Below are 26,670 nucleotides of genomic sequence, written 5' to 3'. Positions count from 1 at the left end.
TACAGAAATGTAGGTCTTTTTTATTTTTAAATCTATCCAAAATCATTATTACTTTTATAAAACAATCGTTGTATTGGCGCAATATTCATAAGCTTATTTTCGTTACCTTTGCAGTTTTGTGAATGATTGTTAATTTTTATAAAAATATTTTATGTTTTCAACAAATCAGCACACTTTTTGTTTAAGCTAAATGCTCGAAGAAACGAATGATGCCAACCAACTTTTTAAAATACTGTTTCCTATATATTTCTCTCCTTATTACAGGACTCTTACAAGCACAAACTACAGTTTCCGGAAAAATTATTGACGAAAAAACCAATAAGGAAATCAGTGGTGTTGAAATTTTCATTAATGAAAGCCAAAAATCAGCGCTTACAACAACAAGCGGAAATTTTACCGTTCAATCTGATTCTATCATTTATAAATTAAAATTTTCAAGAAAAAGCTATGCATTTGAAACCGTAGATATTTCCACTGACAATGCCAATAATCTAATTATAAAACTTTCTCAGGAAAAAGTAAGCAGCATTGAAGAAGTAGTGATTCATAACGAGAAAACGAAGTACAAGAGTAAAAAAGAAAACCCCGCTTACCGAATCATGCAGGAAGTATGGAAGCGCAAGCGAAACAACGGCTTGGAAAAGTTCAATACTTACACTTATAAAGAATACGAAAAGATTCAGTTTGACGCCAACAATCTCGACAGCACCTTTATGAATCGCAAAATCTTTAATAAGCTAGATTTTATTTTTGATTACGCAGATTCTACAGCCAGCGGGAAAATGGCACTTCCGGTTTTTCTTAATGAATCGATATACCAGAATTTTGGAGAAAACAAACCAAATAAAAAGAATAAGAGGCTTTTAGTTGCACAAAAAACATCGGGATTTCAAGACAATCAGGTCATTACTCTTACTGCTAAAAACCTTTATCGTGACATTAATATTTACGATAACACCTTAAATTATTTCGATATCGGATTTCCAAGTCCTGTCGGAACCGATGGTTTCAGCACGTATGATTATAATTTAGTGGATACTATTTCGGTGAACGGAGAAAATGCCTACAAAATAAGGTATCAACCAAGAAGAACTGAGGTTTTGGCATTTCAGGGTTATCTTTATATCGATACCGATTCTTATGCGGTTTTAGGAGCTACTTTAAAATCTACAAATAAGATCAATGTTAATTTCATCAACGCAATTTCAACCGAATTGGAATATGATAATCCAGATGACGAAACTTTTCTTCCAAAAAAATTCGTTACAGAAATTGAGATGACGCCATTTTCAAAAAAGAAAAGTGCAAAAAGCATCATTGCCAAACGATCTGTAGATTATTCTGAGTATGATTTTAATAAACCTTTGGCAGATTCTGTTTTCACAAGAAGAAAAGAAGAATATGATGATCGGTTTGTAGACAAAGATGAAGCATTCTGGACAACTGCAAGACCTGATTCACTTTCAAAACAGGAACAGGGTGTATACGAAATGCTTGATAAACTGCAGCACACTCCAAAATTCAACAGGATCGTAAAATTGACTGAAACTTTAGCTTCAAGATACTATAATGTGACCAAAGGAATCGATTTGGGACCCATCACCTCAATTTACGGTAAAAATGAAGTAGAAGGCGATAGAATAAGATTGGGAGCAAGAACCTATTTCACGCAAAATGATCCTTGGAGAGTTGAGTTTTATAATGCTTATGGCTTTAAAGATAAACAATTCAAATACGGCGTTGAAGGACGTTATATGTTTAACAGAGTAAACCGTTTTATGATCGGTGGGGGAACGAAAAGAGACATTACTCAGCTTGGAGTACAACTGACGACAGAAGACGGAATTTTATCTCGTTCATTTGCTTCTTCAACCGTTTTTGCAAGAGGAGAAAATGCATCTTTAAGTTCGGTAAACCAAACCAGTTTCTTCACCTCTATTGAACCTTGGAAAAACTTTCAGGTAAGAGTAGACGGAACATTGCAAAGCATTAAATCGGCTAATCCTGATGGGTTTAATCTCATGTATTACAGAAACGGTGACTTAAGAAAAACAACAAACGACTCCAGAGTAACAATCAGTTTCATTGCAAGACCAGGAGCGAAGTTTTCACAAACCGGAGTTGACCGATACGAGCACGGAACTTTAGCACCAACGATTGTTTTAAAATATACGAGAGGTATTGAAGGCCTGTTTAATGCAGATTTTAATTATAATAAACTGCAGTTCATGTTTTACAAACCCATTCTTCTAGGAAGTTGGGGCAAAACCTTATTCAGTTTTGAGGCAGGAAAAAACTTTGATACGGTTCCTTTGGCTTTACAGAATATCATACCCGGAAACCAATCTTACGGAATCGTTCCCAATACTTTTGCCCAGCTGAATTATTATGAATTTGTTGCCGACACATACTCAACAATGCATATTGAGCATCATTTTAACGGGAAAATCCTGTCCTTCATTCCTTTAATCAAGAAATTGAAATTGAGAGAAGTTGCCTTTATCAGAGGAGCTTACGGATCTTTAAGTGATGCTTCGAAAAATATCAATGTAGATAATCTGAAGTATTCTGCACCTGATCAGCAGATCTATTACGAATATGGTTTTGGGATCGAAAATATTGGTTTCGGAAATATCAGAATTTTCAGGGTAGATTTCAACTGGAGAGGAAATTACTTAGACCGACCGGATGCTTCCAAGTTTGGAATTAAAGCAGGTTTTCAGTTTGGATTTTAATTCTTTTAACAATGTATTTCTTTAATGAACCAGCAAAGCCTTTTATGTCATTTACATATTATGATATTGCTTTCCTTATTTTAATAGTAATAATCAATATTTATATATTTCGAAACAGAAAAAGCATTAAGATAAATCACTTGACAAAAATATCTACATTCTTACTCTTCTTTATATTAATCCCTTATCTATCAAACACAATTGAAACCAGAAACATTTATAAAAAATTTACAATCGTTGATGGCTTTAATCTTTGGTATCTAATATTTAAATATCCAGTCTGGTGGTCAATTGGCGTTTTAGAAATATTATTTCTATCTAATCTGCAAGAAAAGAAATCTACAAACTCTACAGCATAAAAAATCCTCAACAAAAATGCTGAGGATTTTATTTTTATAAAACGCTTTTTAATTATGCGTTTGGTTCAATAGATACGTAAGATCTGTTGTTTGCTTTCTTTCTGAAAACTACTTTACCGTCAACAAGAGCGTGCAAAGTGTGATCTTTACCCATACCAACATTTTCACCTGGGTGATGTTGAGTACCTCTTTGTCTGATAATAATGTTACCAGCAATAGCGTCTTGTCCACCGAAAATTTTCACGCCTAATCTTTTAGAGTGAGATTCTCTACCGTTTTTGGAACTACCAACTCCTTTCTTGTGTGCCATTTTATTCTAAGGTTTTTTGGTTTAAATTATTCTGCGCTTTCTGCTGCTTCAGCATCAGCTTTTTTAGTTGTTTTCTTAGCTGGTTTTTCAGCTTTCTTACCATCAAATCCTGTAATACCAGTGATCTTGATCTGAGTAAGAGATTGTCTGTGACCGTTTTTCACTTCGTAACCTTTTCTTCTTTTCTTTTTGAAAACGATTACTTTATCAGCTTTTACATGGTCTAAGATCTCTGCCTCTACAGTGATTCCGTTTACAGCTGGGGCGCCTACAGTGATTGCTCCGTTTACAGTAAGTAAGATTTTATCGAAAGATACTTTCCCTCCTTTATCTCCTTTCAAACGGTTCACAAACAACTTCTGGTCTTGCTCAACTTTATATTGAAGCCCTGCTATTTCTACAATTGCAAACATTGTCTATAAATTTTTAGTTAATTCGAGGTGCAAATGTAATGATTTTTTGGTCACTAACAATATGATTTTGAGAATTTTTCTATTTTTTCTTTTAAAACGATTCAAGATAAGTATTTCTATATTATAATTTTTGTTTTTTACCTTTTAAAGTTTGAATAAATTAACTGAAATTAAATCGCTCTTGTTTTATTTGTACTTTTGAAAAATTATTCCACAATTAGATGAACAGAGATCTCTACATTGATTTTGCTAAAGGATTAGCAACCCTTTCCATTATTTTTATCCATACCGCATTTTGGTCGGGACAATTTTATATTATTCCTGAGCTGAGAGTATTTTCATTGGTTTTTGATGTTGCGCTGTTTTATGCCTTAAGCGGAATCACTTCAGGTTCCAATATTGAAAAAACGTTTTACAGGTTACTGAAACTACAGATTACCTACATGATTTTTGTAACGTTGCTGTTCTTTTTAGATTATTTCTTTAAAATTTTCGGCCTCACTTTTTTCTCACTCGAATGGCTGCAGAATTTCTACTCTACTTTCGGTTCGAAATATGCGGCAACAAGTATTTCTACTGCTCCACAATGGCAAAATCTGGGAAATTGGTATTTGCATGAATATACCAATGCAGACACTTTTCCGGTGGTGATGGGAAGTTTCTGGTATCTTAAAGTTTATTTTATTTTAACGGTTTTCGGAGTTTTAATTTTAAGATTTTTCCCAAAACACATCAATTGGTTTATCGGAATTTGCATGGCCTTAACTTTATTATTCAACATTTTCGCGGAAATATATCCGAACGGACAAGTCGGTTATGTAGCATTTTATATGACTGTATTTCTGGTTGCCAATAAAATGAAAGGAAAAACAATTCCGACAAAAATAATTCCTGTACTTTACGGATTGGTCGCTGCTGCACTGATCTGGATGTTCTGGTATTTTGGAAATGATATATTCTTTAAAATCAATAAGCAAAAATTTCCGCCGAAAATACCTTATATTATTTGGTCTTTATTTTCTTTGACAACCTTATTTGTGTTATATAATAGATTAAAAATTACAAAAGAAAATTTTGTTACTCACATCGGTAAAAATGCCATTTTTTTCTACTTCGGGCAGGGAATCAGCTCGTCACTGGTTTATTTCCTGGTTGTTCCTTTAAAAGAAAATATACCGTGGTGGATTTTAATGGTTTTAATTTATATAGTGAATGTAATTTTAGCCTTCATTATCGCAACAGGTTTAAAGAAATTTGATGCATTCGGCTGGAAAATTTTGGAATTTTTAAGATTAAAAACCGCTTCGAAGTAATATTGAAACTTTTAATGTCAAGTATTAAACATTTGTGTTCTTGGCTGAGTGAAACGCCTTTGCGAACTTAAAAAATATGCGTAGAGTATTCCAAAAAACCTTGCGACCTTTGCGTTAAAATAACAAAAACATTGAGCGTGAAAATAAAAACGATCAATCTTATTACAAATTATTTTAATTTTACAGAAATTTTTTAAGTCATGTTTAAGCTGAAGCTTCCCACCGATCCGAGATGGGCAAATATTGCAGAAGGAAATCTACAGGAAATTTTAACCGATCATGCTTGGTGCGAGCAAAAAGCAGCAACCAATGCGATCGGACTGATCACGATGCTTCCGGAATATCCGGAAATTGTAACAGAACTTTTGGCAATTGCTCAGGAAGAACTGGAGCATTTTAATCAGGTTCATCAGATTATTATTAAAAGAGGCTACACTTTTGGGCGAACCCGAAAAGATGATTATGTGAACGAATTGGTAAATTTCATCCAGAAAGGAGGAAACAGAGACACATTAATTATAGATAAAATGCTTTTTGCTGCAATGATTGAAGCCAGAAGCTGTGAAAGATTTAAAGTTTTAACAGAAAATATTAAAGACGAAGAATTAAAAACATTCTACAAAGAACTGATGATTTCTGAAGCCAATCATTACACCACTTTTATCGGATTTGCAAGACAACTCGGCGACGCAGAACAGGTAAATAAAAGATGGGAAGAGTGGCTGGAATATGAAGCAAAAATCATTCAGTCTTACGGAAATAAAGAATCAATACACGGATAAACATTTGAAAAAACCGACTTTTGAAAGCATGACCAACGCATTCCTGAAAAACTTTTTTCAGGGATTAATTATTATTGGTCCGATCGGGCTGACAATTTTCGTGATCTGGTCGGTCATTACTTCCATTGATAATATTATTCCGTCGGTAGCACGAGAAATTCCGGGATTGGTTTTTTTATCAACTTTATTGCTAACAGCTTTATTGGGCTATTTAGGAAACAAGTTTGTAGTCGGCAGATTTTTTGTGGATGCGGTTGACAGACTTTTAGAAAAAACACCGGGAATCAAACATATCTATTCGCCAACAAAAGATGTGATGTCTTCATTCGTCGGAGACAAGAAAAAATTCAGTGATCCGGTTTGGGTAAAAACCAACGAAAATCCTGAAATCTGGAGAATCGGTTTTTTAACCCAAAAAGAAATGGCAGATGTTGAAAAACACAATTATGTGGCAGTTTATCTTCCGCATTCGTATGCAATTTCCGGCTGGGTAATTATTACAGAAGAAAAGAATATAAAACCTGTGGTCGGAATGACTGCTGCTTCGGCAATGAAATTTGCAGTAAGCGGTGGCGTTGCAGGTTTTCATTCGGATGAAAATATATTTAAAGCTCCTGAGTAAAGTTCTTTTTTATTCCTTTAAATACATCTGATGATTGAATTCATTTTCAATTAAATTTTTCTTTAATAAATCTAAAAAATATATCACATGGAATTACCATATGCAGAGCCGTTTCGTATCAAAATGGTGGAAGAAATCCGTCAGTCTACAAGAGAAGAAAGAGAACAATGGCTGAAAGATGCTAAATTCAATTTATTTAACCTAAAGTCTTCACAGGTTTATATTGATCTTTTAACAGATTCTGGAACAGGAGCGATGTCTGACAGACAATGGGGAGCATTGATGACCGGAGACGAAAGTTATGCAGGTTCTCGCTCATTCGAACAACTTCACAACACAGTACAAAGTATCACAGGTTTCAAATATCTATTGCCAACTCACCAAGGAAGAGCTGCTGAAAACGTTTTGTTTTCGGTTTTGGTAAAAGACGGAGATGTAATTCCCGGAAACTCCCATTTTGACACCACAAAAGGACATATCGAAATCAGAAAAGCGCACGCAATCGACTGTACCATTGATGAGGCTTTTGATATTAATGACCTTCATCCATTCAAAGGAAATATCAACCTTCAAAAACTGGAAGAAGTTTACAAATCTCATCCGAAAGAGCAGATTCCTTTCTGTTTGGTAACGATTACCTGTAATTCTTCAGGAGGACAGCCTGTTTCTCTTGAAAACATGAAAGCAGTAAAAGAACTTTCAGACCAATACGGAATTCCTGTATTTTTTGATTCTGCCAGATTTGCAGAAAATGCTTATTTCATCAAGAAAAGAGAAGCCGGACAGGAAAACAGAAGCATCAAAGAAATCTGTAAAGAAATGTTTTCTTACGGAGAAGGTATGACGATGAGTTCAAAGAAAGATGGATTGGTAAACATCGGTGGGTTTATTGCATTGAACAACGAAGAAGTTTTCAGAAAAGCATCTAATTTCACGATTATCTATGAAGGTTTTATCACGTATGGCGGAATGGCAGGAAGAGATATGGCTGCTTTGGCTGTCGGACTAGATGAAGCAACAGAATTTGCGTATCTGGAAAGCAGAATTTCTCAGGTTGAATATCTTGGAAATAAATTAATCGAGTACGGAATTCCTGTACAGAAGCCGATTGGTGGTCACGCTGTTTTCATTGATTCTTTGAATTTCTTACCAAATGTTCCGCGTGAAGAATATCCTGCACAGACTTTAGGTTTGGAAATCTACAAAGAAGCAGGAATCAGAACGGTGGAAATCGGAACTTTATTGGCAGACAGAGATCCTGAAACGAGAGAAAACCGTTATCCGAAATTAGAATTGGTTCGTTTGGCAATTCCGAGAAGAACGTACACGAACAATCACATGGATTATATTGCAGCTGCGGTAAAAAATGTGTACGAAAGAAGAAACGAAATTTCAAAAGGATACAATATTACTTGGGAACCTGAAATTTTAAGACACTTTACCGTTCATTTGGAAGAAGCTTAATTGTTTTTAAAATAAAAATTCGGGCGCAAAATCTTCGATTTTGCGCCCGAATTGCATATGATTTGATTCTTATTTAATGTTGATAGGATTGCATCCTATCCTGTAGAAAGTCGTCACTTCGTGACTCTTTTTCTAGACATTTATTTCTTAGAAATTTTATACAGTTTTCCGCTGTCGGTCACACCATACAAATTCCCGTCCATTCCGCTCAGAACATCACGGAATCTTTCTTTCTGGTCTAATAGAAGTCTTTCTTCGCCAACAACCTTATTGTCTTTTAAAACAATTCTGTTGATATGTTGACCACTGAGACAGGCAATGAATAAATTATTTTTCCATTCATCAATATTTCCTGTGTAAAATGTAACTCCACTTGGGGAAACTACGGGATCCCAATAATAAACAGGTTGCTCAGTTCCTGCTTTTTGCGTTGTTCCGTTATTTATTTTCTCTCCATTGTATTCAATTCCGTAGGTGACGTCGCCCCATCCATAATTTTTCCCGGGTTGGATGAGATTGATTTCATCTCCGCCTCTCGGTCCCATTTCGATATCCCAAAGCTGACCTTTTTCATCCAAAGCCAAACCTTGCGGACTGCGGATTCCAAATGCATAAATTTCAGGTTTATAGCCATCTTTTCCGATAAATGGATTTCCGGGGGCAGGTTTTCCATCTTTGGTAATTTTTAAAATTTTACCTAAATAATTATCGGTTTTCTGAGCATACACTCTGGTTTCTTTATCAGATCTTTCACCGGTACTCACAAAAAGATTTCCGTCTTTATCAAAAACCAATCGGCTTCCGTAATGTTTATCACCGTCATAGGTTGGAGTAGCACGGAAAATCACTTTTACATCAGAAATGTTTTTCATATCTGCTGATAATTTTCCTTTTGCAACGGCTGTGTGATTTCCTCCTGTATAAGGTTCAGAATAGCAAAAATAAATGATGTTATTGCTTTTAAAATCAGGGTCAAGAGCAACATCAAGCATTCCACCCTGCCCTTTTGAATCTACTTTTGGAAATCCTTCAATTTTTGAAATCTGTTTTCCGTCTGCAGAAACAACATTCATAAATCCTGTTTTTTCAGTAATTAAAAACTTTCCGTCGGGCAAATTGATGATTCCCCATGGTTTGCCTAAATCTTTAGTTAAAACTTCAACATTAAATGCTGTAGTAGTTTTAACAGGCTTAATTCTAGTCTGTCCTTCAAAAGCAGGTTTGTAATCTGTATTCGGTTTTTCTTCTTTTGCAGATGGTTCGCTGGGTTTTCCTTTTCCCTGACACGAAACAATCGTGGTTGCTGAAGCCAGTAAAATGGGTAAGAGTAGTTTTTTCATAATAATATTAAAAGAGGTTTTTGTATAAAGTGGAAAAATAATGCCATAAAAACATTTGCACAGTTAAATTTTTATTCTACATTTGTAGAAAGAAATGAAATATTGTAGAATATGAACGAGATAAAACTGACCAATTCCGAAAAAACTTTAATGGATATTCTTTGGGAAAAAGAAAAAGCATTCATGAAAGATATTCTGGAAACGTATCCTGAGCCGAAACCTGCAGCAACAACTGTTGCAACACTGCTAAAAAGAATGCAGAATAAAGATTTGGTAGGCTTTACACTGTATGGAAATTCACGCGAATACTTTCCGAAAGTAGCAAAAGGTGAATATTTCAAGGAAGAAATGACTTCTATGATTGACCGTTTTTTCAACAGCTCTGTGACGCAGTTTGCTTCGTTTTTTACATCAAATTCAAAGCTGACGCAGAAACAACTGAAAGAACTTCGTGATATTATCGATAAAGAAATAAAAGATTAGTCATGGAAATAATTCTTTTAAAAATGATCCTTTGTTCAGGAGCTTTGCTGGGACTTTATTATTTATTCCTGGCAAAAGAAAGAACATTTATATTCAACCGTTTCTATTTATTATCGGCTTTGCTATTTTCACTTTGCATTCCTTTCGCAACGATTGAAACAAAACAGCTTCAACAAGAAAATCAGGAGACGGTCTTTACAGAAGAAACCGGACAGCCCATATTAGAAACTCAGATTATAGACCAAAAGGAAAGCTTTAATTTCACAAATTTTTTGGTAATTGCTTACTTTATTATCACAGGAATTTTAGTTTTAAAAATGATGCATTCTGTTTTGAAAATCAAAAGATTGAAGGGAAGAAATCTAATATATCAAAATAGAAAAATCGTTCTCCTTGAAAAAGACTTAGCCCCTTTCAGTTTCTGGAATACGATTTATCTTTCAGAAAATTATTTCAAGGATTCAAAAATTGATGATACCATTTTTCTCCATGAGGAAATTCATATTAAACAAAAACATTCTGCAGACATTCTTTTTGTGGAAATTATAAAAGCCGTTTTCTGGTTCAATCCGTTTGTGTATTTCTACAAAAAAGCGATGCTCAACAACCATGAGTTTATCGCCGATGAGAGCGTAATCTCTCAAAATAAAAATGTAAAAAAATACCGGGAGATGATTTTACAGGAAATTTTAAAACAACAAAACCTCCCATTGATTCACCAATTCAATTTTAATAACACTAAAAAAAGATTTACAATGATGACAAGTAAAAATTCAAAATTTGCAAAAGCAAAAAAATATCTTGCGATTCCTGCTTTTGCTGTTTTAGCAATCGTTTTTGCAGAAAAAACTTACGCGAAAGAGAATCATGATTTTTCAGCTCAAATTGAGGAGAAGGCAACTCCTGGAATATTTTCTAATGATCCTTCAACCGAGTACAACCAGATTATCAAAAAATATAGTAATCTCTTGGAACAGAAAAAATATGCTGAATTTGATAGAAAAATTAGTTTAGAAGATCGTGTAAAGTTGCAGGAACTATATTTTAAGCTTACAAAAGAACAGCAGGCTGAAACTCCTTTGTATTTTTTCAATATAAAAAAATCTGAAAAAGTAGAGGTAAGTGAAAATCAACTCAATGATTTTATGAACACAAAGAAATACGGTTTGTGGATTGATGGTAAGAAAACGCAAAATCAGAATCTTAAAAAGTATAAGCCACAAGACTTTTCGCATCAATCTGTAAGCAAAAGATATCCTAATGCAATAAGTGCAAAAAACCCGGAGCCTTATCAGGTAAACTTAATGACAAACAAATATTTTGAAGATTATCGAAATGAAAAAGAAAAGGTCTTCATGGGCTTTAAAGCAAAAGCATTCATTAAAGGAAAAGATACTATTCCCGTAAAACGAAATGTTGAAGCTAAAAAATCTGAAGAAAAAAAGATACGGGATGTTGCTTATGGAGAAGAAGCCAATTTTACGCCTGCAGAATTTCCGGGAGGAGCAAATAAGCTGAGAAGTCTTGTTGCAGCGAATTTTGATGGCTCTGTTTTTAAAGGAGATGAAGGAACTGTAAAAACAACGATAACCTTTGTTGTAGACGAGAACGGCAAAGTAAGAGACATTAAGGCATCAGGCGAAAACGAAAAGTTCAACAGTGAAGCACACCGTGTTACAAAGCTAGCCAATCAGGATGTAACTTGGAAACCGGCCATAGCAGATGGTAAAACCGTGGCTTATCAATACAAATTGCCATTAACAATGAATTTTGAAACTTATAAGAAAACACAATAAGAAATATTATTCCGAATAGATTTTTTTATAACCGTGAAGTTGATGCTTTACGGTTTTTTTATTATTTTAAAATTAAAATTTTCGTATTTAAATCTTACTTTTGAATAATCTACAGTCTGAAAATATCAAATGAGAACATTCTTTTTTTTAATTATTCTTTTCATTATTTCTTCATGTAATAAAAAAGGTGAAAACAAGAGAGTAGTAATGAGCTCGAATCCTCAGGAGAAAATATGTCCTAAAAAAGAAACGATTGGAAATCAAGGTTCAGATTCAATTGTTTCAAATGATATTCAGTTTATTAATGACTCTATTTTAAAAGGAAAATTCAGATTAGATATTTTAAAATATGATTTTAAAAACCAGAAAAATAACTGCTATCCTATTAAAATGAGCAAGGAAACAATCCGTGAGTTTTATAACCAAGGATTTAATAAATTAGGAGACTTAAATAATGATAAAAAGACAGATTCCGTATTTGTATTGAGTGCATTAAATTCTTGTGAAGAAGGTGATTCATATTATTTTACCGACAATATAATTCCGAGAATACAAACTGAATCAAACTGTTGCCATCCTGAAAGTATTTTTAGTATGGGTGATATTGACGAAGATGGAGGAAACGAAATAGGACAATATTATTCTAGTTGCTCGAGTGTTTTTAAAAGTATTAATATTTGGACACTTAAAAATAATAGATGGAAGCAAATAGCAACATTTGCTTTTCATTCCAATAATGGAAAATATGAAGCTTTTAAAGATTTTCATAAACTTTATAAGAAAACGGCAAAACGGAAATTTAAGTTTTTAGAAATTTCAGATTTAAATACAAATGGGGAAGCAGTGATGGAATGGAAAACAATAACAATGAAATAGTTAATAAATTTCAACAATTGAATTTAGAAATGATATTAGAAGTTTTTTAAACAAAAAATTATGACCTCACTCTACTTCCCAACATTTTTTATTTCCTAAATTTGAAGTATGAAATTCAATCTTCAATCAGAATATAAACCTACAGGAGATCAGCCGGGAGCCATTGAAAAATTGACCAATGGTATTGAAATCGGGGAAAAATACCAGACTTTATTGGGAGTTACCGGTTCCGGGAAAACTTTTACCGTTGCCAATGTGGTGAATAATGTGCAGAAACCAACTTTGGTTTTGGCGCACAACAAAACTTTGGCGGCTCAGCTTTTCATGGAATTCAAAGAGTTTTTCCCTGAAAATGCGGTGGAATATTTTGTGAGCTACTACGACTATTACCAACCGGAAGCCTATATTGCAAGTTCTGGAACTTATATCGAGAAAGATTTAAGCATTAACGAAGAAGTTGAGAAGCTTCGTCTTTCTGCAACGGCAAGTCTGCTTTCAGGAAGAAGAGATGTTTTGATCGTAGCTTCCGTTTCATGTATTTACGGTATCGGAAATCCTACTGAATTTCACAAATCTTTAATTTCGCTTGAAATCGGAGAAAAAACTACAAGAACCGCACTATTACATTCTCTAGTTAATGCATTATATTCCAGAACATTGGGAGACTTCCAGAGAGGTACATTTAGAGTAAAAGGTGATGTGATTGATATATTTCCTGCTTATGCAGACAATGGTGTAAGAATTCAGTTTTTTGGAGATGAAATTGAAAAAATTCAGAGTTTTGATCCTGTTTCAGGAAACGTCACTTCAAATTTTGAGCAGATTCAGATCTACCCGGCAAACCTTTTCGTGACTTCCAAGGAGACATTGAACGGAGCTATCAAAAATATTCAGGATGACATGGTAAAGCAGGTGGATTTCTTTTCATCCATTGAGAAACCTTTAGAGGCAAAAAGACTTCAGGAAAGAACCGAACTCGACCTTGAAATGATCAAAGAATTGGGTTACTGTTCAGGAATTGAAAATTACTCGCGTTATCTTGACGGAAGGCTTCCCGGAACCAGACCTTTCTGTCTTTTAGATTATTTTCCGAAAGATTTTTTAATGGTAATCGATGAAAGCCATGTTACCGTTCCACAAGTTCATGCGATGTATGGCGGCGACAGAAGCCGTAAAGAAGCTTTGGTAGAATATGGTTTCCGACTTCCCGCTGCAATGGATAACCGACCTTTAAAATTTGAGGAATTTGAAGCCATTCAGAATCAGGTCATTTATGTTTCCGCAACTCCTGCAGATTATGAATTGGAAAAAACAGGTGGAGAATATATTGAACAAATTATTCGTCCAACAGGACTTTTAGATCCGATTATTGAAATCCGACCAACTATTAATCAGATTGATGATTTAATGGAGGAGATCAATAAGAGAGCCGAAATTGACGAAAGAGTTTTAGTAACAACTTTAACCAAGAAAATGGCGGAAGAATTGACGAAATATTTTACAAAATTCGGAATCAGAACAAGATATATTCATTCTGATGTTGAAACTTTGGAACGTATTCAGATCATGCAGGATCTTCGTTTAGGCGTATTTGATGTTTTAATTGGCGTTAATTTACTAAGAGAAGGTTTAGATTTACCGGAAGTTTCTTTGGTGGCGATTTTGGATGCCGATAAAGAAGGTATGTTGAGAAGCAGAAGATCAATGATTCAAACCGTAGGTCGTGCCGCAAGAAATATCAACGGAAGAGCAATCATGTACGCTGACAAAATTACGAAATCGATGCAGGCAACATTAGATGAAACCGAATATCGCCGTGCAAAACAAATAGCCTATAATGAAGAACATGGCAAAGTTCCGACCGCATTAAATAAAAAAATCTCCGAAAATCTTGTCGGAAGAAGTAAAGATTTTCCAGACGAAAGATACACTCAAAAAGAAATTGTACAAAAAGTTGCCGAAACAAAAGCAAGTTATTCTTCTGAAGATGTAGAGAAAATCATCGTTCAAAAACAAAAAGAAATGGAGTCTGCCGCGAAGAATTTAGATTTTATAAAAGCGGCAAAGCTAAGAGATGAAATTGCTGCTTTGAAAAGTTGATTTTGGGCGGTTCCTACGGAACCGCCCAATTCTAAAACTTATAAATCTTCGTTTTAGGTTTTTCATAATTCACTTTTCCACCACGAATCGGGATCAGCAGATCCATTAGACCATTTAATTTTATTTCATAAATCGTAGAAAGCTGCATTCCCAGTTTTCCCGGCGGCATTCCTTTTCGGTGGAACCATTCCAGATAGCTGATTGGAAGATCGGCTAAAATGGTATCTTTATACTTACCAAAAGGCATTTTTACGACACATATTTCCTGTAAAATTTCAGGATTTATTCCCTGCTCCATTTTTAAACTATTAAATCTATTTTATTTTCAAGATCTTCATTCTTATCTTTTTGTGAAAGCTGGAGTTCAGGAGTTTCGTCATCCGAAAACTCATTCCGGTATACCTGAATCAAAAGCAAGGTAAATGATACTAAAATAGGCCCAAAAATCAATCCCATAAACCCAAAAAGACTCATCCCCATAATGATTCCGAAAACCGTATTTAAAGGATGGATATCTTCAAGTTTTTTAAGCAAAGTGAAACGAAGGACATTATCCGTTAAACCTACTACAATAAGGCAATAAATTCCGAGACCAATTCCGGGCCCGGTCTGCCCTTCAGCGATCATAAAAATACAGATCGGAACATATACAATCGCAGCTCCTACAACCGGAATCATTGATGCTGCAGCCGTTAAAGCAAATAATAAAATAGGACTTGGCGCACCAAAAATAAAATATCCTATCATTGCAATAATTCCCTGCCCCAATGCTACAACGGGAAGTCCGATTGCATTTGCCATGATCAGCTTTCTCATTTTTTCTCCTATTAAAGATACATTGGCTCTTTTCAACGGTGCCGCAGAAGCTAAGATCCTTTCAAAAAGCCTTGGCTTTTCAAACATAAAATAGAGGATAAAATACATTGACATAATCACAGTCAGGGTATTAAATGTTCCGCTCAAAGCTTTTGTAGAAAAACGTCCAGCCGAATCTTTCAGCTTTGTCATGTTTTCTTCGCTAAGAATATCTACATTTATTTCTTTTTTAATAAATGTATGAATTTTATCAACGAAAACATTGAATTTATCCATGTAAGCTTGTGCATTACCCAACTTTTCAACCAGCAAATCAATAATAAAATAAATTGGAAGAATGATAATAATCAAACTTGCCAACATCAAAACCAAAGAAGAAGCCCATGGTTTCCACTTTCGCTCTTCTTGCAAGTAAAAATTGTATTTTCTGCAGACTACATAAATGGTAATTGCTCCTAAAACAGAAGGAATAAACATAGCAAGATTAAAACAGATTAATGCCGCCAAAATCAAGATAATGGCTAGCAAAAAGATCTGCTTTATAACTACACTGCTGATCTGGTTTTCTTTGTGGTGTGGTGTCATTTATTGTATGTTATTTGTCGTGGTTTACCTAAATATGCACAGTACGCAGAATACATGGCTATATAAATAAAAGGATAAGTAAAAATTATACCAATACAACAAAGCAGTATACCGGAAAATGTAATTAATCCAGCTAAAATTGCTGTTCCCAAGAACACAGAGTAATTGTCTTTTACAATATTATACGTCTTGGAAATCGCATCCATTGCATTTGTATTTTCAAATAAAAGAATTGGGTAACCAAGAAAAAACAAAGGGTAAACAAACAAAAAAGGAATAAAGCACAATGCAAGAGAAACCCATAAAATAATATTGGTAATCAGACTATACAACAATATATTACCTAAATTCTGACGGTAACCAATAAAAAGATCAGTAAACTCGATTGGAGTTTTAGTATTAAATTTATTGGTAATGTAAATTAATCCTACATAAAGTGGAGAAAGAAGAATGCTCAATACTCCGGCAAATGAGTAATATAAACTTACCCCGGGACGATTAAGTAAAAGTTCTCTGTAAGAATCTTCATCAAAATCTTTGAAATCACTGTAATTCGTCCAGGAACCGAAACCGGAAATTGACTGAATAACAAAATCCCCTATAAGATAAATGATCATTGCCACGAGACCGTAAAGAAAAACGCCTTTATACATTTCGAAAGCATGAGAAATAATGGAGCCTGTACTTCTTTCAGGAACAGAGCCCTGTTGATCAAATTCGTTAAATTCTGACATGGTGTTTAATTTTTAATGTTTCTCAAATTTAATTTATTTAAGAACAAAAACACCAGATAATGTAAAAACTTTAGTTTTTTTCGTTAAAAATTGTTTTATAAAGTGAATATATCATCGCATTCCAGAAAGGAAAAGTAAGCAAAGCACCAACAAAAAATAAGGCAAAACCGATGTACTTAAATAATACTGCAACGATCGTACAGACTAAAATCTCAAGAAAATACATTTTAAAAGCCTTCCAGTTTAGCGAAATAGCTTCGAAAGTTGTTTTATTATGAAAGAACATTAAAGGAGCCACCAAAATTGTAACCATGATCCAGAAAAGAGGCAAGATAATTGTAATTTTTAGGATCTCACAAACCAGATACCAGAAAACAAAATAAGAAACATATCTGAAAAAATTGATCCCGTTGTAACCCACAAATAAATCGCCAATACCGATATCTTCTTTCAGATCTATTTTTTTGAAAATCTGAAAAAAACCTAAATTCATAGGAAATAAAAAAGCAGAAACTGCCATAAAACCATACAAAGCATAAGCAAAATTCTCTGTATTTCTTATTGCTGCTAACTTTTCGTTTAATTCTTCAAGCCCGCTTATTCCCACTTTAGAATAATCTGCCAAAACTTCAGCATACTGATCATAAATCCCAAATCGCTGCATAATATAAAATGAAACTGCAAAAAATATGGTTCCGTAAATTATCGTAAATAAAATTTGGTATAATAAAGTTTTATTCCAGTAAAAAAAAGCCTGCTTTAAAATAAAATCGAGTCCCGGTTTTTGTGGATAGTTCTCCTGCATTGAAAAAATTTTATGCAAAAGTAAACATCAATAACTACTTTTGCGGAATGTTTTCAGCGAATCATCAAAAATTTTTGGAAATGGACGAACTTTCACGGCAGAAAGTTCCGTTTTTCTTTATCATCGATTTTCTTGTTGACCAAGTAGAAATCTGCAAAGAAAACGAACTTTCTGAAAAAGGCTTACTTATTGATTTTCAAACATTTTCGAACACAAAAAAACAGGAAGCATTACACAAAAAGACAGAATGGAAATCTTATCCGGAAACACTCGAAAGCTTCAGAAAAGGATTTGACCATGTTCAGGACAATATCCGGCTAGGAAACTCATACTTAACCAATTACACCCGAAAAACAAGAATTGAAACTAATTTAAGTTTAGAAGAAATTTTTCATCATTCAAAGGCAAAATATAAAGTTTTATTTAAAGATTTTTTCGTATTTTTTTCTCCTGAAACTTTCGTAAAGATTATTGATGATAAAATTCTGACCTATCCGATGAAAGGAACGATTGATGCTTCTGTGGAAAATGCTGCCGAAGTTTTAAAAAATGATAAAAAAGAAAAGGCAGAACATTATACCGTGGTAGATCTGTTACGAAATGATTTGAGCATGGTTGCCGATGATGTGAAAGTAGATAAATTTCAGTTTATTGATTTTTTAAAAACGCATCAGAAAGATCTTTTTGCAATGAGCTCGGAAATTTCAGGAAACATAAAGCCTGAATTTAAAGGAAAGATTGGAAGCATTATGCAGAAACTTCTTCCGGCTGGCTCAATTTTAGGAGCACCAAAACCTAAAACCTTAGAAATTATTCTCGAAGCAGAAGGGTTCGACAGAGGTTTTTACACCGGAGTTTGCGGTTGGTTTGATGGCGAAAACTTAGACAGTTGCGTAATGATTCGTTTTATCGAAAAAGAAGGCGACGAGCTCTATTTCAAAAGTGGTGGCGGAATTACACACATGAGTAAATTAGAAGACGAATATCAGGAAATGAAAAACAAAATCTATGTCCCAATTCATTGAAAGCATTAAAGTAGAAGATCAGGAATTATTCCTGCTGGAGTTTCATCAGAAACGTGTAAACGAGACTTTCGCCCACTTTGGGAAAGAAGGTTCAATTGATCTTGCCAAAATTTTTAAAAATCTGGAGCACGATGAAGATGGTCTTTATAAAATGAGAATTGTCTATGATCTTGATAAAAGATTCAGAACACAGATGATTCCTTATGCTATTCCTGAAATTCAGGATTTTCAACTGGTTGAAAACAATAGCTACGATTATTCTTTCAAATTTGAAGACCGTAAAGAGCTCGAAAAAATGAAGATGAAATCAAAGGCAGAAGAAATCATTATCGTTAAAAACAATCATATTACCGACACTTCTTTTTCTAATATTCTTTTTCAAAAAGGAAAAGATTGGTTTACTCCTTTCACTTATCTTTTAAATGGAGTTCAAAGACAAAATCTTTTAAAGAAGAAGAAGATCAAAGAAGCGGAGATCACGATGCAAAACATCAAGGAGTATTCACATTTTCAACTGATTAACGCGATGAATGATTTTGATGACATGTTCATTTACCCGATTCATAAGATCATCAATCTTCCGGGAAATGATGATTATTTAGATATTTAATGTCTCTCGCAGATTTTACAGATTCTTTTTTTTAATCTTCGTAATCTGTAAAATCTGCGAGGGTAAATTACTTACTTTCTTTCAAAAAATTAAAATAAGCTTTCTGCGTATCAGCATTGGTTTTGCCTTGCGTGTTGACTTCCATTATTTTAGGATGAGTATCTGGTTTGAAGAAATTTTCAAAAACGCGGTCCAGAGTTCCGTCATCATCAACTCTTACATAGGAAAAACCGAAATGCTTTGCTAAAAACTCAGCATTTTTATGATGCTTTGTTGCGATAAATTCATCCACGGTATTCGAGTTTGCATTTCCTGGTCCTGGAATGATTTTAAAGATATTTCCTTCCCCGTTATTAAAAATAATAATTCTTGTAAATGGCGGAATATATTGATTCCAAAGTCCATTAATATCATAGAAAAAACTCAAATCTCCCGTAATCAAAACCGTCGGATTTGCATTTTTAATGGCAAATCCCATGGCTGTGGAAGTTGAACCGTCGATTCCGCTTGTACCTCTGTTGCAGTAGATCTTTCTTTTTCCGAAATCAAATAGCTGTGCATAGCGAATTGCTGAAGAATTGCTGAGATGAATATTATAATGCTCCGGAATACTTTGTGAAGCTTTGTTGAAGAAATAAAAATCTGAGAATTCAATTAAATTTAAAAAATCCTTGTGTTTTTTATCTTTTTTATCTCTTAAAACATCCCAAAGATTAAAATATGGTTTTGGTTCCAGATTAATGAAATTCAATAATTTAGCAAAGAAAAGTTCAGGTTTAATCTCCAGTTTCTGAGTCAAGGCAAAATACGTATCGGGTTGCCAAACCTCATCAAGATGCCAATGCTGTTTCGGATGTGCATTTCTTAAAAACATTTTTACTTTTTTGGAAACCACATTCTGTCCGATTGTAATCAACAGATCCGGAGCATATGTTTTGAAATCTTCTTCCGAAAAATTAAAAATATACCGGTCGATATGTCTGAAAAACTTTTCGTGATATACATTTGAGTTAGCCTCAGTTAAAACAACCACCGAATGGTTTTTCACCAATTGCGTCAGCTGATTTTCCAGTTCGGGACTGTAATCTCTCGTTCCGACCAAAATCATAATTCTTTGGGAAGTATTCCAGTCTGCGACAAGATTTGAAGGAATTTCGTAGTCTTTCTTTTTAATAGTTTTTTCCACCTGCGGAAAGGTTGGAAGCTCAGAAACCAATTCGTATAAAGGTTCTTCCAAAGGAATATTGATGTGCACCGGACCTTGTTTTTCAAAACAAAGCTCGATAGCCTTTTTTATAATATCTGAATTTATTTCCTCCGCATTATCCTTTGAATCTTCCACCAATTGAAAATCACCGTAAGAATGCTGATGATAAAGATTGTCTTGTCTGATGGTTTGTCCGTCAAACAAATCCACATAATCGGTTGGACGGTCGGCTGTTAAAATCAATAAAGGAATATTTGAATAAAAAGCTTCGGTAATGGCGGGATAATAATTTACTGCGGCAGAACCGCTTGTACAGGTAATTGCAACCGGTTTTTTCTCGCTCATCGCCATTCCCATTCCTACAAAAGCAGCACTTCTTTCATCTACAATACTGAAACAGTTGAAATCATCCATTTCCGAAAAATGAATCGCCAAAGGAGCATTTCTTGATCCCGGAGAGATGACAACGTCTAAAATTTGATATTGCTGAAGAAGATTTGCAAGTACCTGAATACTTCTTTTGGAAGAATATTTTTTCATTTGAAGATTTCTATTGTTAATGTAATCGCTTAGATTCTACCGAATTTATTTACCGATTGCGGCATTGCGATTTCATGAGACAAATTTAGTTTATAAATAATTAATTGTAAAATGATTTAATTTAAAAAGATGTATTTTAGCATCACGTAAAATTTCTATAAAATGGATAAAATACCTAGTGTAGACCTGCGTGATTTCCTTTCGGACAACCCGGAACGCAAACAGAAATTTGTAAATGAAATCGGAAAAGCTTACGAAGAAATTGGTTTTGTAGCCTTAAAAGGACACTTCCTTGATGACCAACTCGTAGACGATCTTTATGGAGAAGTAAAAAACTTCTTTCAACTCACAACAGAGACCAAACAAAAGTACGAAATTCCCGGAATCGGAGGACAAAGAGGCTATGTAGGTTTCGGAAAAGAAACTGCAAAAGGTTTTAAAAAAGGAGATTTGAAAGAATTTTGGCATTTCGGGCAGTACGTTTCGGATGATTCAAAATACAAAAGCGAATATCCTGATAACGTAATCGTTGATGAACTACCGAAGTTCAACGAAGTGGGTAAAAAAACTTACCAGATGCTTGAAAAAACAGGAAAATATGTTTTGAGAGCATTGGCTTTATATCTTGGTCTTGATGAATTTTATTTTGATGATAAAATTGCAGAAGGAAATTCTATCTTGAGACCCATTCATTATCCGCCAATCACTCAGGAACCAGATGATGCGGTAAGAGCAGCAGCTCATGGGGATATTAATCTGATTACCCTTTTGATGGGCTCTCAGGGAAAAGGACTTCAGGTTCAGAATCATAATGGTGATTGGATTGATGCGATTGCAGAACCAGATGAATTGATGATCAATGTTGGAGATATGCTTTCAAGACACACGAACAATAAATTGAAATCTACAATTCACCGAGTGGTAAACCCGCCAAGAGAATTGTGGGGAACTTCAAGATATTCCATTCCTTTCTTTATGCATCCGATAAGCGAAATGTCGTTGAATGCCTTAGAAAACTGCGTAGATGAAAACCATCCTAAACTGTATGAAGATACAACGGCAGGAGAGTTTTTGCATGAACGATTAATTGAATTGGGATTGATTAAAAAATAATTTGAAACCGCTCTTTTGGAGCGGTTTTGTTTTTAAAACAACCTCAACTGCTGCTCCCTCGTTCCAGTAAAACCCTCCGTTGAAAGCTTAGGAAATTCTTTGTCTTTAAAAAATTTCTTTCTGCCGATTTTAAAAGTATTGTGAATCATTTCTGCAATGTTTCCTTCGCCTTTTTGTCTTTCAAACATTCTTTTGTCGCCCAGTTTTCCGCCGCGCATAGAACGGATGAGATTCAAAACCTTTTGCGCTCGGTCGGGAAAAGCGGTCTCAATCCATTTTATGAAAACGGGTTCTACCGTATCATTTAATCGTACCAAAGTATACCCAAAACTTTGAGCTCCGGCATCAGAAATAGCTTTTAAAATAGTTAAAGGCTCATCACTGTTTAATCCCGGAATAATCGGTGCTACCATGACATGAGTGGGTATCCCATTTTCAGAGAGAATTTCTATGGCTTTGAGTTTATTTTTTGCAGAGCTCGTTCTGGGTTCCATTTTTCTTCGCAAATCCTCATTGATTGTAGGAATACTAAGTGAAACGGAAACCAGATTCTGTTCTGCCATAGGTTTTAAAATATCAATATCTCTTAAGGCCAATGCATTTTTTGTCAGCACATTCACCGGATGTCTATAATCAAGACAAACCTGCAGAATTTTTCTTGTAATCTCAAATTGACGTTCTGCAGGTTGGTAACAATCGGTATTTCCTGAGAGCAAAATCGGCGCAGGTTTATAGCCTCTTTTTCTGAAAAATTTTTCGAGTAATTCCGGGGCATTTTTCTTGACCATGATTTTTCTTTCAAAATCAATTCCGGCACTGTATCCCCAATATTCATGTGTGGGTCTCGCAAAACAATAGGAACAACCATGTTCACAACCCTGATAAGGATTCATCGAATATTCCATCGGTAAATCTTCGCTTTTCACCTGATTGACAATGGTTTTAGGAAAAACTTCGGTGAATGTAGTTTTTACAGATTCAAAATCTTCATCTTCAGGTTCATAGGTATATTTGTCGAAACGATTGATAACATTTCGCTGTGCACCCTGACCTTTTATGATATTTTCGTTCTGCATTTCAACTGTAAATTTAGAATGGTTTTTTTCTAAAATAATGAGTTTTAACACTAAAGTTTTCCACAAAAAAATCCGGCTCCAAAAAATTTGAAAAACCGGATCTTCTAAAAAAATTTATATCTTTTACTTACTTCTTATTTGAATGCGTAAAACTCAATACCATGATCGTCTTCGTCACTTTTTTTGTCAAAGTGTCTGTGATGATCCGAATAGTATTCGTTGTACTTTTTATGCTTTTTACTTAAAATTTTTTTTACACTTAAAAAACTCAGTACTGCCAAAAGACCAACTCCGCTGGCAAGCAAAACTCCTACTTCTTTTTTCATGTTTTTTACAATTTTGTAATGTGGTCAAGCAAATAGTGTACCTTTTTAAAAAATTATTGTAACAATTTTTGTTAATATGTATCCGTTTCTCTTACCATGAAATTATAGTCTTCATATTGGTTTATGGTTTAATAATTGTACTTACAGTAAAAAAATATTATTATGGAAAATCCCGACAATATAGACAGAATGACAACCCTTAGTCAGGTCATGGAAACTTTGAGAAAGAGAGGAATTCACAAAGAATTTAGAATGAATGAATCCTGTGAAATGAAATATGAAGATTCAGAAAAAAATTATAAGCCTGAGGAACTTACCATTCTTAAAACATACCGTTTTGAAGGTGACAGCAATCCTGCCGACAATGTTGTTTTGTACGTTGTACAGGCAGATGACCGAAACTTCGGAATCATTATCGATTCTTACGGAGCGGAAAGCAACTATCCCGGTCCTGAATTTGACAGTTTTCTACGAAATATCCCTATTGAAGAAAGCGACGAGTATTAATAAACCGCCTTCATATAAAATCCCGAAATTATTCAGTTTCGGGATTTTCTTTTTTCTTAAATACTTTTCTGAACAATCCTTTCTTTTCTTTTGGTTTTTCAGTTTCAGACTGAACTTTTGTCTTTTCAGCAGTATTAGGGTCTGAAAAAGTCTTCGAAATATCTGTTTTAGCATTATTCAGCGATTTTTTGACGTCCTGAACGCCGCCTTTTACATCTTTCACCGTATTGACTGCTCCTTCAACGGTTTTTTTAGTTTTATCAACATTAATTCCGATCAGAGTTTTCTTTAAACCATCCTCAATACCTTTCCAGAACATATTAAAGAATGATTTCGTAGGATCTCTTTCCACTCCTTCTACAACAACCGATTCGGGAAATTTACCGGAATCCGATTTAATGAAAATATTAGCAACAGCACTCAGAACACCTTTCTTCTCTTTACTTTTTTTATCTAAAATGGAAACTTTAAGATCTTTATGTTTAATATTGAATGTTCCGCCAATTCCCTTTGGATTGCCTTTAAAATTAAAAAGCATCTGCTGAATGGTTCCCGTTGCAGAAACGCTTAAATAAGGAACTACAAAAGAATTCAAAGCCGTGGCAGGAATATTGTCAAGATTTCCGGCAATGGTGAAGTGATCGCCCTGATCTGCAGTATCAAATCCCCAGTTTACCGAAAGCGGTGAAGATTTCATAAATGTAGTATTGATGTTAATTTTCACATGCGTTGGTTTTCCTTTCATCTTAGCGGAGTTCAGGTTTCTGACGTTCATATTAAAATTACTGAATGTCAGTTTTCCCGGCCCGCTGCTTTTCGGAGTATCTTCTTCGTATTCTAAAATTGAATTTTTCAGATTAAGATTGGCGATATACATCGGAATTTTAATCGATCTCAACATTCTGGAATACAAAGGTTTTATCTTAGGATCATCTGCCGGAATTTTAGATCTGAAAATATTGGCATTTGCAGAATTGACGGTAACATTTGTTGCATTGATTGATTTGTTTTCAGAAAATAAATCCCAATTTCCCTGCGCAGAAATCTGATTCACTTTTATATCATACAAATCACTTTCCACGGGAATCATTCTGATAAACTGAGCTCTCGAAACCAGAGGAATCATCGCAAACTGACTGATGTCAATTTTGTTTTTGGTTAAAGCCAAACTTGCTGCATTCATTTTATAGAACTTTGTTTTATAAATGAAATTTTTAGTGGTCACGTCATAATCTTTTATCTTGACTGCCATTCCGTTTTTCGCATTGTTTTCAACCAATTCAAGCTGATTTACGGTTGCATTCAGATCGTTAAATGTCAAAGGCTGATTTTTGCTTTCGTATGTTAAATTTGAATTTTTAAGTGCAATTTTTCCAACAACAATAGGAAACTGAATTCCTTTCACCGCCGTCTTTTTCTTCGGAACACCTTTTCCTGCTGCAATTTTACCATTAATTCCATCAATTAAAATATCTTTTACGTCGAGGTTTAATTTCTTATCTACAAACTTAAAATCATTGATATTAAACTGGATAAGATTTGTTTTAAAATCCATTCCCATTCCGGGCGAATGGGTTGGTCTTGCAATAATATTTTTAATTTGTCCGCCTTTAGGATTCAAACTAAAACTCTCGACAGAAATATTCTGCTGATCATTATAATGAATTCCAGTTCCTGCAATTTTAAAATCTTTATATAAAACGGGTATGATTTCCTGGGAACTTTCTTTGGTAAATTCGAGTTTATTGACATTCACGCTCAGATTTTCGGCAAGAAAAAGATCGGTTTCATTCGGTTTCAGAATCTGAATTTTGGCATTATTCAGTTTAATATCATCTAAATTGAGTTCAAAACTGCGCTTTTTTTCATCTTTCTTTATGATTGAAGCACCTGTTTTATACACTTTAAGAAAAGGATTCTGAAAATCTGCATTGGCAAGCGAAACCTTATTTTTTTCCAATACAACATCCTTAAAATTCATCTTGGGAATACTGAACTGAAACATTTGAGTTTTCTGAGGATAAGTTTTTTTAAACTGCTCAAAAGAAATCATAGGCATCAACTGAAAGTTTTCCACATACATTTGTCCGTTGGTCGTTGTAATCTGATCGATTTTTAAGGTATAAATGTTATCCGGCTGAAAGAAAAAATCTTTTCCGCGAATTCTGTATTGATCAAAAATTACAGGAAGTTTATTTTCAACAGATTCTTCAGTCATCTGCAGGTTTTCTACATACAGATCAAGCTGATTGACTCCTATAAATTTCTGTTTGTTATGTTTAAAAACATTGATTGTTCCTTTATTGATTCTGATATTCTCAAACATCACCGGATTTCTTTTTTTTCCGGTTTTTTTATCAACAGGTTTTGCCAAAATAATATTGAGATCAGGATTCGCCAATAATAGATCAGAAGAACTTATAACTTTATTGAATATTGCATCGTAAATCCCGAACCGGCTGATTTTTAAAGTATCAATCGTTCCCTGAAGACCTATAACGTTTGTATTTTGTGGATTCTTATTGTTGACGGTGATTCCGGTTGCAAAAATATTTCCGGTTCCAAGGTCTACATCCAAAGATTTGTATGAAACTTTATAATCCGTATTTTTCTTGATGTAATCAGGAAGCTGGGTTTTAAGCCAAAGATTGAGAGCAAGATTCGCTAATAGAATCACTCCGACAAATATTCCTAAAAAAAGGAAAAGCTTTTTTACCCATTTTTTTTTCATGG

23 protein-coding genes and 1 pseudogene are annotated in these 26,670 nt (G+C 34.3%); 13 read left to right on the top strand and 11 right to left on the bottom strand.

The features are described from left to right. Window positions 1-206: 206 nt before the first annotated feature. Window positions 207-2,735 (top strand): DUF5686 family protein, encoded by a 2,529-nt coding sequence (locus tag BM371_RS18635; protein ID WP_228376775.1) that lies wholly within the window; start codon window positions 207-209, stop codon window positions 2,733-2,735. A 411-nt stretch (window positions 2,736-3,146) separates the two neighbouring features. Here BM371_RS18635 and rpmA read toward each other — a convergent pair whose 3' ends face one another. Then, on the bottom strand, window positions 3,147-3,404 hold the full coding sequence (rpmA, locus tag BM371_RS18625) for a 50S ribosomal protein L27 (RefSeq protein WP_034677604.1): 258 nt from the start codon (window positions 3,402-3,404) through the stop codon (window positions 3,147-3,149). Between the two features lie 53 nt (window positions 3,405-3,457). Beyond that, a pseudogene (gene rplU / locus BM371_RS18620) lies at window positions 3,458-3,817 on the bottom strand (50S ribosomal protein L21); the annotation flags it as partial. Between the two features lie 221 nt (window positions 3,818-4,038). Between rplU and BM371_RS18615 the strand changes: the two are divergent. The 4 genes from BM371_RS18615 (at window position 4,039) to BM371_RS18600 (ending at window position 7,998) form a co-directional block, all read left to right on the top strand. Continuing rightward, complete coding sequence (locus tag BM371_RS18615; RefSeq protein WP_034677601.1) at window positions 4,039-5,130, top strand: acyltransferase family protein; 1,092 nt, start codon at window positions 4,039-4,041, stop codon at window positions 5,128-5,130. 200 nt (window positions 5,131-5,330) lie between these two features. Beyond that, a complete protein-coding gene (gene miaE, locus BM371_RS18610) occupies window positions 5,331-5,912 on the top strand; it encodes a MiaE family protein (RefSeq protein WP_034677600.1) in 582 nt (193 codons plus the stop codon). 28 nt (window positions 5,913-5,940) lie between these two features. Further along, window positions 5,941-6,534 carry a DUF502 domain-containing protein gene (locus BM371_RS18605; protein WP_177225359.1) on the top strand — a complete coding sequence of 198 codons (594 nt, stop codon included), beginning with the start codon at window positions 5,941-5,943 and terminating at the stop codon, window positions 6,532-6,534. A gap of 87 nt (window positions 6,535-6,621) precedes the next feature. After that, window positions 6,622-7,998 (top strand): tryptophanase, encoded by a 1,377-nt coding sequence (locus tag BM371_RS18600; RefSeq protein ID WP_034677598.1) that lies wholly within the window; start codon window positions 6,622-6,624, stop codon window positions 7,996-7,998. 140 nt (window positions 7,999-8,138) lie between these two features. Here the strand turns inward: BM371_RS18600 and BM371_RS18595 are convergent, their stop codons facing one another. Then, window positions 8,139-9,338, bottom strand: a complete 1,200-nt coding sequence (locus BM371_RS18595) for a PQQ-dependent sugar dehydrogenase (RefSeq protein ID WP_034677597.1) — start codon at window positions 9,336-9,338, stop codon at window positions 8,139-8,141. Window positions 9,339-9,449: 111 nt separating this feature from the next. Here BM371_RS18595 and BM371_RS18590 point away from each other — a divergent pair, with 111 nt between their 5' ends. The 4 genes from BM371_RS18590 (at window position 9,450) to uvrB (ending at window position 14,593) form a co-directional block, all read left to right on the top strand. After that, window positions 9,450-9,821 (top strand): BlaI/MecI/CopY family transcriptional regulator, encoded by a 372-nt coding sequence (locus BM371_RS18590; RefSeq protein ID WP_034677596.1) that lies wholly within the window; start codon window positions 9,450-9,452, stop codon window positions 9,819-9,821. Between the two features lie 2 nt (window positions 9,822-9,823). Continuing rightward, the gene (locus BM371_RS18585) at window positions 9,824-11,617 is read left to right on the top strand and encodes a M56 family metallopeptidase (RefSeq protein WP_034677595.1); all 1,794 of its coding nucleotides are present in this window, start codon (window positions 9,824-9,826) and stop codon (window positions 11,615-11,617) included. A gap of 129 nt (window positions 11,618-11,746) precedes the next feature. Continuing rightward, entirely contained in the window at window positions 11,747-12,493 is a 747-nt protein-coding gene (locus BM371_RS18580) for a hypothetical protein (protein ID WP_034677594.1), read from the top strand. A gap of 108 nt (window positions 12,494-12,601) precedes the next feature. Beyond that, on the top strand, window positions 12,602-14,593 hold the full coding sequence (gene uvrB, locus BM371_RS18575; RefSeq protein WP_034677593.1) for an excinuclease ABC subunit UvrB: 1,992 nt from the start codon (window positions 12,602-12,604) through the stop codon (window positions 14,591-14,593). 31 nt (window positions 14,594-14,624) lie between these two features. Here the strand turns inward: uvrB and BM371_RS18570 are convergent, their stop codons facing one another. The 4 genes from BM371_RS18570 to BM371_RS18555 form a co-directional block, all read right to left on the bottom strand. Then, window positions 14,625-14,879 carry a DUF3820 family protein gene (locus BM371_RS18570; protein ID WP_051882938.1) on the bottom strand — a complete coding sequence of 85 codons (255 nt, stop codon included), beginning with the start codon at window positions 14,877-14,879 and terminating at the stop codon, window positions 14,625-14,627. A gap of 14 nt (window positions 14,880-14,893) precedes the next feature. Continuing rightward, complete coding sequence (locus BM371_RS18565; RefSeq protein ID WP_034677591.1) at window positions 14,894-15,994, bottom strand: AI-2E family transporter; 1,101 nt, start codon at window positions 15,992-15,994, stop codon at window positions 14,894-14,896. Further along, window positions 15,991-16,728 carry a hypothetical protein gene (locus tag BM371_RS18560; RefSeq protein WP_034677590.1) on the bottom strand — a complete coding sequence of 246 codons (738 nt, stop codon included), beginning with the start codon at window positions 16,726-16,728 and terminating at the stop codon, window positions 15,991-15,993. Before BM371_RS18560 ends, BM371_RS18565 begins: the two co-directional genes overlap by 4 nt. A gap of 70 nt (window positions 16,729-16,798) precedes the next feature. Further along, a complete protein-coding gene (locus tag BM371_RS18555) occupies window positions 16,799-17,533 on the bottom strand; it encodes a hypothetical protein (RefSeq protein WP_034677589.1) in 735 nt (244 codons plus the stop codon). Between the two features lie 47 nt (window positions 17,534-17,580). On the opposite strand from BM371_RS18555, the gene BM371_RS18550 reads away from it, so the two are divergent. Together BM371_RS18550 and BM371_RS18545 are read left to right on the top strand one after the other, a co-directional pair. Then, window positions 17,581-18,558, top strand: coding sequence for an aminodeoxychorismate synthase component I (locus tag BM371_RS18550; protein ID WP_034678263.1), 978 nt, complete (start codon window positions 17,581-17,583; stop codon window positions 18,556-18,558). Continuing rightward, window positions 18,542-19,168 carry an aminotransferase class IV gene (locus tag BM371_RS18545; protein WP_034677588.1) on the top strand — a complete coding sequence of 209 codons (627 nt, stop codon included), beginning with the start codon at window positions 18,542-18,544 and terminating at the stop codon, window positions 19,166-19,168. Before BM371_RS18550 ends, BM371_RS18545 begins: the two co-directional genes overlap by 17 nt. Window positions 19,169-19,235: 67 nt before the next feature. Here the strand turns inward: BM371_RS18545 and menD are convergent, their stop codons facing one another. After that, entirely contained in the window at window positions 19,236-20,915 is a 1,680-nt protein-coding gene (menD, locus tag BM371_RS18540) for a 2-succinyl-5-enolpyruvyl-6-hydroxy-3-cyclohexene-1-carboxylic-acid synthase (protein WP_034677587.1), read from the bottom strand. Between the two features lie 162 nt (window positions 20,916-21,077). Between menD and BM371_RS18535 the strand changes: the two genes are divergently transcribed. Next, a complete protein-coding gene (locus tag BM371_RS18535) occupies window positions 21,078-22,028 on the top strand; it encodes an isopenicillin N synthase family dioxygenase (protein WP_034677586.1) in 951 nt (316 codons plus the stop codon). 32 nt (window positions 22,029-22,060) lie between these two features. On the opposite strand, the gene BM371_RS18530 is transcribed toward BM371_RS18535, so the two are convergent. Continuing rightward, window positions 22,061-23,104, bottom strand: a complete 1,044-nt coding sequence (locus BM371_RS18530) for a PA0069 family radical SAM protein (protein WP_034678262.1) — start codon at window positions 23,102-23,104, stop codon at window positions 22,061-22,063. A 134-nt stretch (window positions 23,105-23,238) separates the two neighbouring features. Next, window positions 23,239-23,430, bottom strand: coding sequence for a hypothetical protein (locus tag BM371_RS18525; RefSeq protein ID WP_034677585.1), 192 nt, complete (start codon window positions 23,428-23,430; stop codon window positions 23,239-23,241). Window positions 23,431-23,592: 162 nt separating this feature from the next. Between BM371_RS18525 and BM371_RS18520 the strand changes: the two genes are divergently transcribed. Continuing rightward, window positions 23,593-23,937 (top strand): hypothetical protein, encoded by a 345-nt coding sequence (locus BM371_RS18520; protein ID WP_034677584.1) that lies wholly within the window; start codon window positions 23,593-23,595, stop codon window positions 23,935-23,937. Window positions 23,938-23,965: 28 nt separating this feature from the next. Here BM371_RS18520 and BM371_RS18515 read toward each other — a convergent pair whose 3' ends face one another. Beyond that, complete coding sequence (locus BM371_RS18515; protein ID WP_034677582.1) at window positions 23,966-26,668, bottom strand: hypothetical protein; 2,703 nt, start codon at window positions 26,666-26,668, stop codon at window positions 23,966-23,968. Window positions 26,669-26,670 lie beyond the last annotated feature (2 nt).

This window comes from Chryseobacterium formosense (assembly GCF_900116415.1).
In the GTDB taxonomy this organism is placed as follows: Bacteria; Bacteroidota; Bacteroidia; order Flavobacteriales; family Weeksellaceae; genus Chryseobacterium; species Chryseobacterium formosense.
Note: the sequence above shows the minus strand (reverse complement) of the source record. Positions and strands in the feature narration are given on the sequence as shown.